Raw genomic sequence first — 11,102 nt, 5'->3', positions numbered from 1 at the left:
AGTCCTACCGGCCCGTGCCGTGCGGGTCACCCCGGGTGACATGACATGCTGCCGGAATGCCGCATGTCGACGTGGTGGACGAGACGTTCATCGTGGTGCCGCCGAAAGTCGTGGCCGCCGCCTTCGCCGATCCCGGTGCGTGGCGCGGCTACTGGCCCGACCTCGTGCTGGAGGTCTACGCCGACCGCGGCGACGAGGGTCTGCGCTGGACCGTGGCAGGCGCGCTGGTCGGGACCATGGAGGTCTGGCTCGAACCGGTGCTCGACGGCACGGTCGTGCACTACTTCCTGCGGGCCGACCTGCCCGAGGGCCGCTCGGTCAAGAACGTTCGCCGGGAGATGACCGCGCGTCAGCTCGCGGCGAAGTCGGTGGCGCTGGGTCTCAAGGCCGTCCTGGAGGACGGGCGAGCGCCGGGATGCGCGCCGACGTCCGCGTAATGTAGACCCGTGCGGGTTCATGTTGTGTCCGACGTTCACGGCAACGCCGAGGCCTTGGCCCGCGCCGGACAAGGCGCCGACGCGCTCATCGTCCTCGGCGACCTGATCGACTTCGTCGACTACCACGACCACTCGCGCGGGATCCTCGGCATGGTGTTCGGCGCGGAGAAGGTCGCGGAGTTCGCCAGGCTGCGCCGCGAGCGGCTCACCGCCGAAGCCTCCGTGTACCACCGCGCGCTGTGGTCGACCCTGCACGACGCCGCCGGCGTGGTCGAGGAGGCTGTCCGCACGCAGTACAAGGCGCTGTTCGGGGCGATGACCGTGCCCACGTTCGCCACGCCGGGCAACGTCGACCTCCCGCACCTGTGGCCCGAGTTCGCGGGCGACGGTGTCGAGGTGTTCGACGGCGAGGTCGCCGAGGTCGGCGGGCTGCGGTTCGGCTTCGTCGGCGGCGCGCTGCTCCCGCGCGGGGTGACGCCCCGGCGCACCGGCCCGTTCGTGCCGTACCTGCGCACGCCCGAGGAGTTCGACGACGCGGTCGCGAAGCTCGCCGACGTCGACGTGCTGTGCAGCCACATCCCGCCGGACGTGCCCGAGCTGACCTACGACGTGATGGCGCGACGCGCCGAACTGGGATCGGCGGCGCTGCTCGACCTGATCCACCGGCAGCGGCCGCGCTGGTCGGTGTTCGGCCACGTCCACCAGCCGCTCTCCGCCCGGATGCGGCTGGGGCGCACCGAGTGCGCCAACGTCGGACACTTCCAGCGGACCCGGTGGCCGTACGTCCTGAGCTGGTGACGGGGCAACTGTTGTCCGGTGAGGGAGCGATAGTGCGTGTAGGTGAACTGAGAGAGCGGATTGTCGCGGGTTCTCTCGCGGGTTTGTCGGTCCCTGTCGTTACGGTCGTCGTCGTGGATCTGCGTGGTCGGTTGGGCGCGGTTCGAGTTCGGAGACTTGGGGGTGTCGATGGACGTGGAGCCGACCAGAAGACCGAGCCCGGCTCGGCAGGTGGCTGTGAAGCGTCAACCCCGCACCACTTCGGTGGTCAAGACGGGGACCGCCCGCTGGTAACGGCGGGCTGCGAGACGTGGGCTCATTAGAGTTCTCGCACTCGCAACGGTAACCTGCCCAACTATGGCCGACGAGTCCACGCAGTCCATCGTCGTCGACGCCCCGGCGGACGCGATCATGGCGGTAATCGCAGATTTCGAGGCATATCCCGAATGGGCGGGGGCGGTCAAACAGAGCGAAGTGCTCTCCCGTGACGCCGACGGCCGCGGGGAGGAAGTCACCTTCACCCTCGACGCCGGGGTGTTCAAGGACGTCTACACCCTGGCCTACACCTGGGCCGACGACGGTCTCACGGTCGACTGGACGCTGGTCAAGGGGCAGATGCAGCGCTCGCAGAAGGGCCGCTACGCGCTGCGCGAGGAGGGTGGCCGGACTGGCCGGACTACGGTCACCTACACCCTGTCCGTGCAGCTGATGGTGCCGATGATCGGCCTGTTCCGCCGCAAGGCCGAGAAAGTGATCATGGACACCGCGCTCAAGGAGCTCAAGCGCCGCGTCGAAGCGCTGTAGCGGAGGGCGACGCGTGCGGATTCTGCTCTTCACCGGCAAGGGCGGGGTGGGCAAGACGACCCTGGCCGCGGCGACGGCCGCCCGCATCGCCGCGTCCGGCCGCAAGGCACTGGTGGTGTCCACCGATCCCGCGCACTCGCTCGCCGACGCGTTCGGCACCGTCCTGGGCGCCGAGCCGTCCGAAGTGGACACTTCGCTCTACGCCGCGCACGTCGACGCCCGGTCGCTGGTCGACCGGTCGTGGCCGGAGTTGCGCGACCAGTTGCGCGGGGTCTTCGCGGGAGCGGGCCTCGACGAACTCGACGCCGAGGAACTCACTGTCCTGCCCGGCGTCGACGAGCTGCTCGCGCTGTCCGAAGTGGCCCGGCTCGCCGAGAGCGGGCCGTGGGATGTCGTGGTCGTCGACTGCGGTCCGACCGCGGAAACGTTGCGGCTGCTGGCTTTGCCGGAAGCGGTAGCCGGGTATCTGGACCGCGTGTTCGGGTCCGCGCGGGGAATGCTCGCGAGCGCGCAGGTCCGCTCCGCCGCCAAGTCGATCTCCACACTGGCCACGCACCTGGCGGGACTGCGTGATGTGCTGACGGACCCGGCGATGACCAGCGTGCGACTCGTGCTCACCCCGGAGCGGCTTGTCGTGGCCGAGACCCGCCGCACGCTGGCCGCGCTCGCGCTGCGCGGGGTGCATGTGGACGCGCTCATCGCCAACCGGCTGGTGCCCAAGGCCCGGCTGTGGCAGGGCCCCGCGGCGAGCTGGCTGCGCACCCGCCGGTCCGAACAGGACGCCGTGCTGTCCGAATTGGACGCCTCGACTCCGCTGTCGGTGCACGTGGTCGAACACCGTGCGGCCGAACCGATCGGCTCGCGCGCGCTCATCGACCTCGCCGACGAGCTCTACGCGGGCATCGATCCGCTCGACGGTCTGCGCAGGCCGGGTGTGCCGCTGCTGTCGGTGAAGGCCGACGGCGACGACTACCTGCTCACGGTCGCCCTGCCGCTTCTCGACGGCTGTGACCTGGACCTGGTTCGGGTCGGTGACGATTTGGCGGTCACTGTGGACGGCGTGCGCAGGCTCGTCGCGCTGCCGCTTATGCTTCGGCGCTACGCCGTTATCGACGCCGAGGCCGACGGTGCCGGCTTGGTCCTGCGCTTCGCGCCCGGCCATGAGGAGCGTCCTTGACGCAGACGACCGCCCAGGACCCGGGGTCGCGGCTGGCCGACGAGCTGCGGCTGCTGATGGCCGCTGTCGCCGAGCGCGCGGGCCCGTGGCTCGACCGGGTCGCGGTCAGCACCCACGACGAACACGAGCCCGCCCCACCCGGTGAGTCGTGCCAGTGGTGCCCGGTGTGCGCGCTGATCGCCCTGCTGCGCGGCGAGCCGTCGGAGATGGCCACCCGCGGACTTGACCGCGTCGCCGACCTCGTCGCCCTGCTGCGTGCCGTGTTGGCCGACCGGTGGGAGCCGGAGGCCGACCCGCACATGCCGGGGTTCCGCCCGGAGCCGCCCGCGCCGTCGGACTCGCCGCGCGTGCAGCGGATCGTGGTGCGGCGCAAGGGGATGACACCGGATTGACGGCCATCGGTGTCGACATCGGCGGCACCAGCGTCCGGGCGGGTGTGGTGGACGCCCACGGCTCGGTGCTCGACACGGCCCGCGGCTCGACGCCGAGCGGCGAGGCCGAGTTGGAAGACGTGATCTGCTCGACCATCGAAACGCTCCGGCGCAAGCACGAGGTGAGTGCTGTCGGGCTCGCGGTGGCGGGTTTCGTCGGCAACGACCGCCGCTCGGTGATGTTCGCGCCGCACCTGGCTTGGCGCGCGGCCCCCGTCGCCGACCGCATTGCTTCGCGTATCGGGCTGCCCGTGGTCTTGGAGCACGACGCCAACGCGGCCGCCTTGGCCGAATACCACTTCGGCGCTCTTCGTGGGGCGCGTGTCGGCCTGCTGATCGCTATCGGCACCGGAATCGGCGGTGCGCTGCTGATCGACGGGAAGCTGTTTCGGGGTGCGCATGGGGTGGCGCCCGAGCTTGGGCATCTGCGGTTGATGCCAGGCGGACGGCCATGCCCGTGTGGGAAGTCGGGATGTTGGGAGCGGTACTGCAGTGGGACCGCGCTGAGCGCGACCGCGGTGGATCTCCTGGCCCGGAATCCTTCGTCGACGCTGGTTCGGGAGGCTGCTCGGGACGCTCGGGCGTTGACCGGGAGGAAGGTTGCTGCCGCTGCTCGCGAGGGCGATCCGGTGGCGTTGCTCGCGATGGCGGATCTCGCGAAGTGGTTGGGGGATGGGTTGGCGCTTGTCGCGGATGTTTACGACCCCGAGCTGATTGTGATCGCGGGTGGGGTTTCGGAGTCCGGGCCGTTGTTCCTCGATGACGCTCGGGATCGTTATCGGGCTGTTGTGACCGGTGCTGGGCATCGGCCGTTGGCTCGATTGCGGATCGCGCATCTCGGCGATGACGCAGGTCTGGTGGGCGCGGCCCTCGCGTGCGGGATAAAGGGCTGACCCGTGCACCCCACAAGCGGTTAAACCTGAGCCCCGTCGTCCCCATCAAAGTCGGGCGGCGTCTTGCGCACTCGCATCAGTAAGAATCCGATCCCGCCCGCGAGTGAGATCAAGGCGATCGGCGTCGCGATTCGCGGATCCAAACCGATGATGTTGGGCAGGACCAGTAGGACTACGCCGATCACCAACAAGACGATCGCGATGATTGTCAGCGGGCGCAGTCGCGGCAGGGGTGGCGGTTCCGGCGGTTCGTAACCGCCTGGGTCGTCGTCGTCGCCCGCCCAGTCGAAGTCGGTCTCGTGGCCGCGCCAAGCCGATGCCGTGGCCGGGGCAGGCGGTGCCGGTGGGAGTTCCGGTTCTTCCTGGACCGTGTCGGCTCGGCGCTGTTCGACGTCGCGGCCGATCCCTTCGCGTTCGAGGTCGGCGATGATCTCGGCGAAGGCCGCGTCCACGTCTTCTGGGCCGTCGCCCGGGCGGTTGATCACACGCGCTCACCTGCGCTGATCCGGCGGACGAACTCGACGCTGGAGTCGAAGATCAGCTGTGCGTCGTGGTCGAGGGTGGCGACGTGGAAGCTGTTCTCCAGGACCACCTCGGTGGCGTCGGCGCTGGACACGCCGCGCAGGATCTCGCGGGAGTTCTCCGGCTCCACCACGTGGTCGACCGCCGAGTGCAGCACCAGCAGCGGCTGGTCGACCTTGCCCAGGTCCTGCCGTACGAGCGCCCAGAACTTGGTCAGGCTCGCCATCGCGCGCAGGGGAGTGCGGGGGTAGGCGTACTCGCTGACGCCGGTCAACGCGATGTCGTCGCTGATCGGGGGCACCGACGGGACGATCTTGGACAGCATCCCGACGAACCGGATCTCCTTGCGCAAGGTCATGATCGACGGGTTGACCAGCACCACCCCGGCGATCGCGTCCCCATGCTCCTCCGCGAGCCGCAGGCACAGGGCCCCGCCCATGGACAGGCCGAAGACGTAGACCTGGTCACAGCGTTCGCGCAGCTCGGCGAAGGACTCCGACACCCGGCCGTACCAGTCGGGCCAGCCGGTGCGGTTCATGTCCTGCCAGCGCGTGCCGTGGCCGGGGAGCAGCGGCACCCGGACGCTGTAGCCCTGGGCGACCATGTGGTCGGCCCACGGGCGCATGCTGAACGGCGAGCCGGTGAAACCGTGGCTGAGCAGCACACCGATCTCGGTGGACCCATCGTTCGCGTAGGCCTGCGCGCCTTCGATAGCGGGCACCCCGCTCCTCCTATGATCAGCTCGGTGAGCCTGGGATGTGGCCATAGTCGCACGAACTGGCGCTTCGGTGACCGGATCCGTGCCCGTGGTTTCGTCGTTGTGTACTCGGATGACTCGGATGACTCGCCTCGGTGCGTTCGTGTTACCGCTTGGCCGTAGCGTTGTGCGGGCCACCGGGGGTTCGTAGGCTCGGGTGGGATTCAGGGGAGAACGGGAGCGCTGGTCGCGTGGTGTACTGGTTGGTCAAGTGGGTCTTCCTGGGACCTTTGCTGCGCCTGTTCTTCCGTCCCAAGATCGAAGGCGCGGAAAACATTCCCGCCGAGGGCGGCGCGCTGCTGGCGAGCAACCACCTGGCGGTGTCGGATTCGTTCTTCCTCCCGCTGAAGGTGTCCCGCCGGGTGACGTTCCCAGCCAAGATCGAATACTTCACCGCGCCCGGGATCAAGGGCAAGCTCAAGAAGCTGTTCTTCGTCGGTGTGGGTCAGATTCCGATCGACCGCTCCGGCGGGTCAGCCGCTCAGGCCGCGATCGGCACCGGCATCCGGCTGCTGCGCGAGGGGCACCTGTTGGGCATCTACCCGGAGGGCACCCGCTCGCCCGACGGCAGGCTCTACAAGGGCAAGACCGGAATCGCGCGGATCGCGTTGCAGGCGGGCGTGCCCGTCATCCCGGTCGCGATGTTCGGCACGGACAAGGCGAACCCGATCGGCTCGAAGATGTGGCGGCCGTACCCGATCCGGATCAAGATCGGCAAGCCGCTGGACTTCTCCCGCTACGAGGGACTCGAAGGCGACCGGTTCGTCGAGCGGTCCATCACCGACGAGATCATGTACGCCCTGATGGAGCTCTCCGGCCAGGAGTACGTCGACGTGTACGCGGCGAAGGCCAAGGAACTGCGGGCCGCGCACGAGGCCGGGACCATCACCGACGTGCCGACCCAGCTCAAGCGCGACGCGCGAATCCCGGAAACCGAGGCCAGCTAGGCTTCTTCGGTGCGATTCTTCTATGACTGCGAGTTCATCGAGGACGGAACGACGATCGACCTGGTGTCGATCGGTGTCGTCGACGAGAACGGCCGCGAGTTCTATGCCGTCTCCACCGAGTTCGACCCGAACAAGGCGGGCCAGTGGGTCCGCGACAACGTCCTCGACAAGTTGCCCTCGCCCGCGGACAAGGCGTGGTGTGACCGCGCGACCATCCGCAAGCGCCTGCTGGAGTTCCTGACCACGCCCAAGACGCGCGACAAGATGGAGCTGTGGGCCTGGTTCGGCGCCTACGACCACGTCGTCCTCGGCCAGCTCTGGGGCGCCATGCCCGCGCTGCCGCGGGAGATCCCCCGCTTCACCCGGGAGCTGCGGCAGCGCTGGGAGGACGTCGGCAAGCCGCACCTGCCCACCCCGCCCAACGACGCGCACGACGCTCTCGCCGACGCCCGTCACAACCTCGTCCGGTGGCGGATCATCGAGGCCGAGTGGCAGACGATGGTCGCGGACTGACGCACTTGTCCACACCCTGGGCACCCTCCTTGCTACACCGATTCAGTAGCCGGCAGGCTTGGCGTCGAAGTGGTGACGGCGGTCACTGCTCGCGAAGTCGGAGGAGGTCGAAGACATGCGCGTCGGCGTGCTCACCGGTGGTGGTGACTGTCCAGGTCTCAACGCGGTCATCCGGGCCGTGGTGCGAAAAGGCATCGAGGGGCACGGCTGGGAGATCGTCGGCTTCCGCAACGGCTGGCAGGGCCCGCTCGAAGGGCTCACCAAGCCGATCGGTCTCGCCGAGGTCGAGGACATCCTGACCCGCGGCGGAACCATCCTCGGCTCCTCGCGCACCAACCCGTACAAGGTCGACGGCGGCCCGGAAAAGATCCGCCAGACCCTGTCCGAACTCAAGGTCGACGCGCTGATCGCCATCGGCGGCGAGGACACCCTCGGTGTCGCCAAGCGCCTGACCGACGACGGCATCGGTGTCGTGGGCGTGCCGAAGACGATCGACAACGACCTTGGCGCCACCGACTACACCTTCGGCTTCGACACCGCGGTGCACATCGCGACCGAGTCGATCGACCGGCTGCGCACCACCGCCGAGTCCCACCACCGCGCGCTCGTCGTGGAGGTCATGGGCAGGCACGCGGGCTGGATCGCCCTGCACTCCGGTCTCGCGGGCGGCGCGAACGTGATCTTGGTTCCCGAGCGCCCGTTCAGCGTCGACAAGGTCATCGAGTGGGTGCAGCGCCGCTTCGAGCGCCAGTTCGCCCCGATCATCGTCGTGGCGGAAGGCGCGCTTCCCGAGGGCGGCGCGGAGCTGCTGGCCAGCGGCGAGAAGGACGCCTTCGGCCACGTCCGGCTCGGCGGCGTCGGCCAGTGGCTGGCCGAGGAGATCGCCGCCAAGACCGGCAAGGAGTCGCGAGCCGTCATCCTCGGCCACACCCAGCGCGGCGGCACACCCACGGCCTACGACCGAGTCCTCGCCACCCGCTTCGGCCTGCACGCGGTGGACGCCGTGGCGGATGGCGACTTCGGCGTGATGGTCGCGTTGCGTGGCACGGACATCGTTCGGGTCAAACTGGCGGAGGCGACGGCCGAGCTCAAGACCGTGCCACTGGAGCGGTATGCGGAGGCGGAGATCTTCTTCGGCTGATTACACCATTCTGGGTAGACTTACACCATGGCGATGAACATCAAAGATCCCGAGGCTGAGCGCCTGGCCGCGGAGGTGGCGGAACTCGCCGGTGAGACGAAGACCGCCGCGGTGCGCAACGCGCTCCGCGAGCGCCGGGACCGCCTTGTCGAAGCGACGGCGGGCCGGCGCGAGCGGAGCTTCCGAAGCTTTCTCCAAGAAGAGATCTGGCCGCATGTTCCGCCGGAAGTGCGCGGCAAGACGACAACCAAGGCCATGCGCGAAGAGATCCTCGGCTACGGCCCGGAGGGCGTGTGATCCTCGATATCTCCGCGATCGTTTCCGTGCTCCTCCAGGAGGAAGGCAGCGATCAGCTGGCAGACCGACTTGACGGCGCGGAGGTCTGCAGGATCGGCGCCCCCACACTGCTGGAGGCATCGATGGTGCTCACCGGCCGCATGGGCGATGTCGGAAGAGTTCTGCTCAACTCCCTTCTCCAGGAGAAGAACGTCGATGTTCTCTCTTTCTCAGAAACGCACTGGCGGATCGCTCAGAGCGCGTTCGTCCGATTCGGCAAAGGGCGGCATCCGGCGGCGCTGAACTTCGGAGACTGCCTCACCTATGCGATCGCCTACGTCGCGGGTGAACCACTGCTGTGTGTCGGCGACGATTTCCCGCAGACAGATCTGCCTCTCGTCGAACTCGGCTGAGCTACTTGAGTTGGCCGCGTACCTCGCCGGCGGGGTAGGCCACGGTGTGCACGTTGACGTAGTAGGAGCGCGGGTCGGCGACGATGCCCGCAAGTTCCGCCGGGGTCAGCGCGCCGCCCTCGACGGCGGTGACGCACGCCGAGACGGTGCTCGTCGCCGCTGGTGGGGTGGCCAGGCCGACGACCACTGGGCCCGCTACGTCGCGGTCGCCGATGTGGATGTGGGCGGCGACCGGGCTTCCGGTCAGTTTCCGCACTTTGAGGGTGTAGCAGAGCTCGCTGCCGTCGACCTCGTAGGTGAAGAACCCGCTGCCGCCGCTGACCACCGTGCCCGTCTCCTGCTCCGGGTTCAGCGGGATCGCGGGCGCCGCGGCCGCCACACCCGCCGTCAGCACGAACGCCGCCGCGGTGGTGGTGATCAAGGTGAGTGCTCTGGCCATGTCGTCTCCTCAGATCGGGATCCCCCTTAAGACAACGCGCGCCGACAGCCCGGGGTTCAACGGCAGGACCACGAACGCCTTACCCGCGGGTATGGTGCCCGCCATGGAAGATCTGCTCTGGGCCGGAGCCCACGCGCAGGCACGGGCGCTGAGCGCGGGTCAGGTCACCGCGCCGGAACTGCTCGAAGCCGTGCTGCGCCGGGCCGAGACGGTGAACCCCACGGTGAACGCGTTCCGCGTGCTCTACGCCGACGCGGCGCGCACGGCCGCCCTGGCCGCCCAGCGCAGACTCGACGCGGGGGAGCGCACACCGCTGCTCGGCGTCCCCGTCGCCGTCAAGGACGACACCGACGTGGCAGGCGGCCTGACCACCAAGGGCGGCCGCCCGCAGACGCCGCCCGCCGAGCAGGACAGCGCCGTCGTCGCGAAGCTGCGCGCGGCAGGCGCGGTGATCGTCGGCCACACGCTCACCCCTGAGCAGTGCCTCTGGCCGTTCACCGAGACGCTGACCTACGGCGCCACCCGCAACCCGTGGAACCTCGACTACACCCCCGGCGGCTCCTCCGGCGGTTCGGCGTCGGCCATCGCCGCGGGCATCGTCGGCGTGGCCACCGGCTCCGACGGCGGCGGCTCGATCCGCATGCCCGCCGCCGCCACTGGCATCTTCGGCGTCAAGACCTCCCGGGACCTCGTCGACGTGACGCCGTGGTCCGGCACCTGGAGCGGCCTGTCGGTCATCGGCCCGCTCGGCCGCACGGTCGCCGACACCGCCGCCATGCTCGACGTGATCGCCGAGGACGGCGGCACCTACGGCGACGCGGTCACCACCGACCCCGGCACCCTGCGCATCGCCCTGTCCTGGCGCACGCCGCTCGGCCCGACGCCGATGAATCCGCGCTGGAAGCGGGCCGTCGTCGACACCGCCGACCGGCTGCGCGACCTCGGCCACCGGGTCACCGTCGCCGACCCCGCGCTCGGCACCGGCCCGTCCACCCAGTTCCTGATCCGCTACCTGCGTGGCGTCGCCCAAGACGTCGCCAAGCTGCCGAACCCGAAGTGGCTGGAGCCGCGCACCCGCAAGGTCGCCGCCCTCGGTAGGCGCATCCCCGACAGCACGCTGCGCTGGGCGCACGCGGGCGAGGCCCCGCTGCGGCGGGTGATGGAGGAGTTCTTCACCCGCTTCGACGTGATCCTGCAGCCATCGTGGACCCGAAGGCCCACCCGGATCGGGCAGTTCCACGGCAGCGGCCTGTCCGCGACGTACGCGGGCGTGACGCACCGCATCCCGTACTTCCCGACGTGGAACGTCCTGGGCAACCCGGTCGCCGCCCTCCCGGTCGGCCGGGACGAGACGGGCATGCCGATCGGCGTCCAGCTGATCGGCCCGGACCGCTCGGAGCGCCTGCTGCTGTCGCTGGCCGGGCAGTATGAGCGGGCTCACCCGTGGGTCGATCGCAGGCCCGACCTCTGAGGCTTCCAGGCCCGGCGAAACCGGCTTCCACCAGCGAAAATCGGGTACGCGCGCATCAGTTGACAGGTCCCGGCCCGGTGAATCGGTCAAGGCCTTCGTCGTCC

The 11,102-nt window shown here is 69.3% G+C and carries 15 protein-coding genes; 12 read left to right on the top strand and 3 right to left on the bottom strand.

The features are described 5' to 3' along the window. The first annotated feature begins 56 nt into the window (after positions 1–56). The 6 genes from ACUZ2Y_RS10480 to ACUZ2Y_RS10455 all read left to right on the top strand — a co-directional run bounded on the left by ACUZ2Y_RS10480 (position 57) and on the right by ACUZ2Y_RS10455 (position 4,519). The gene (locus ACUZ2Y_RS10480) at positions 57–437 is read left to right on the top strand and encodes a polyketide cyclase / dehydrase and lipid transport (protein WP_476329291.1); all 381 of its coding nucleotides are present in this window, start codon (positions 57–59) and stop codon (positions 435–437) included. A gap of 9 nt (positions 438–446) precedes the next feature. Then, positions 447–1,235, top strand: a complete 789-nt coding sequence (locus ACUZ2Y_RS10475) for a metallophosphoesterase family protein (protein ID WP_476329289.1) — start codon at positions 447–449, stop codon at positions 1,233–1,235. A gap of 336 nt (positions 1,236–1,571) precedes the next feature. After that, a complete protein-coding gene (locus ACUZ2Y_RS10470; RefSeq protein WP_476329287.1) occupies positions 1,572–2,018 on the top strand; it encodes an SRPBCC family protein in 447 nt (148 codons plus the stop codon). 13 nt (positions 2,019–2,031) lie between these two features. Then, positions 2,032–3,195 carry an ArsA family ATPase gene (locus ACUZ2Y_RS10465; protein WP_476329285.1) on the top strand — a complete coding sequence of 388 codons (1,164 nt, stop codon included), beginning with the start codon at positions 2,032–2,034 and terminating at the stop codon, positions 3,193–3,195. Then, positions 3,192–3,587, top strand: coding sequence for a hypothetical protein (locus tag ACUZ2Y_RS10460; RefSeq protein WP_476329283.1), 396 nt, complete (start codon positions 3,192–3,194; stop codon positions 3,585–3,587). The genes ACUZ2Y_RS10465 and ACUZ2Y_RS10460 overlap by 4 nt, the downstream gene beginning before the upstream one ends. Continuing rightward, a complete protein-coding gene (locus tag ACUZ2Y_RS10455; protein WP_476329281.1) occupies positions 3,584–4,519 on the top strand; it encodes an ROK family glucokinase in 936 nt (311 codons plus the stop codon). Before ACUZ2Y_RS10460 ends, ACUZ2Y_RS10455 begins: the two co-directional genes overlap by 4 nt. Positions 4,520–4,539: 20 nt before the next feature. Here ACUZ2Y_RS10455 and ACUZ2Y_RS10450 read toward each other — a convergent pair whose 3' ends face one another. Together ACUZ2Y_RS10450 and ACUZ2Y_RS10445 are read right to left on the bottom strand one after the other, a co-directional pair. Then, on the bottom strand, positions 4,540–5,004 hold the full coding sequence (locus ACUZ2Y_RS10450; RefSeq protein WP_476329279.1) for a hypothetical protein: 465 nt from the start codon (positions 5,002–5,004) through the stop codon (positions 4,540–4,542). Continuing rightward, positions 5,001–5,762: an alpha/beta hydrolase gene (locus ACUZ2Y_RS10445; RefSeq protein WP_476329278.1), complete on the bottom strand. Its 762-nt coding sequence runs from the start codon at positions 5,760–5,762 to the stop codon at positions 5,001–5,003. The genes ACUZ2Y_RS10450 and ACUZ2Y_RS10445 overlap by 4 nt, the downstream gene beginning before the upstream one ends. Positions 5,763–5,989: 227 nt before the next feature. Between ACUZ2Y_RS10445 and ACUZ2Y_RS10440 the strand changes: the two genes are divergently transcribed. The 5 genes from ACUZ2Y_RS10440 to ACUZ2Y_RS10420 all read left to right on the top strand — a co-directional run bounded on the left by ACUZ2Y_RS10440 (position 5,990) and on the right by ACUZ2Y_RS10420 (position 9,088). Beyond that, entirely contained in the window at positions 5,990–6,745 is a 756-nt protein-coding gene (locus tag ACUZ2Y_RS10440; protein WP_476329276.1) for a lysophospholipid acyltransferase family protein, read from the top strand. A gap of 9 nt (positions 6,746–6,754) precedes the next feature. Beyond that, positions 6,755–7,258: a polyadenylate-specific 3'-exoribonuclease AS gene (locus tag ACUZ2Y_RS10435; protein ID WP_476329274.1), complete on the top strand. Its 504-nt coding sequence runs from the start codon at positions 6,755–6,757 to the stop codon at positions 7,256–7,258. 115 nt (positions 7,259–7,373) lie between these two features. Then, positions 7,374–8,399 (top strand): 6-phosphofructokinase, encoded by a 1,026-nt coding sequence (locus tag ACUZ2Y_RS10430; RefSeq protein ID WP_476329272.1) that lies wholly within the window; start codon positions 7,374–7,376, stop codon positions 8,397–8,399. A 27-nt stretch (positions 8,400–8,426) separates the two neighbouring features. Further along, positions 8,427–8,696 (top strand): type II toxin-antitoxin system VapB family antitoxin, encoded by a 270-nt coding sequence (locus tag ACUZ2Y_RS10425; RefSeq protein ID WP_476329270.1) that lies wholly within the window; start codon positions 8,427–8,429, stop codon positions 8,694–8,696. Further along, positions 8,693–9,088: a type II toxin-antitoxin system VapC family toxin gene (locus ACUZ2Y_RS10420; protein ID WP_476329268.1), complete on the top strand. Its 396-nt coding sequence runs from the start codon at positions 8,693–8,695 to the stop codon at positions 9,086–9,088. The genes ACUZ2Y_RS10425 and ACUZ2Y_RS10420 overlap by 4 nt, the downstream gene beginning before the upstream one ends. A gap of 1 nt (position 9,089) precedes the next feature. Here the strand turns inward: ACUZ2Y_RS10420 and ACUZ2Y_RS10415 are convergent, their stop codons facing one another. Continuing rightward, entirely contained in the window at positions 9,090–9,527 is a 438-nt protein-coding gene (locus ACUZ2Y_RS10415) for a CHRD domain-containing protein (RefSeq protein WP_476329266.1), read from the bottom strand. A gap of 103 nt (positions 9,528–9,630) precedes the next feature. Here ACUZ2Y_RS10415 and ACUZ2Y_RS10410 point away from each other — a divergent pair, with 103 nt between their 5' ends. Further along, on the top strand, positions 9,631–10,998 hold the full coding sequence (locus ACUZ2Y_RS10410) for an amidase family protein (RefSeq protein WP_476329264.1): 1,368 nt from the start codon (positions 9,631–9,633) through the stop codon (positions 10,996–10,998). The last annotated feature ends 104 nt before the right edge of the window (positions 10,999–11,102 follow it).

The sequence above is a fragment of the Actinokineospora sp. UV203 genome, assembly GCF_056323665.1.
This window is presented reverse-complemented; position numbering and strand designations above follow the sequence as displayed.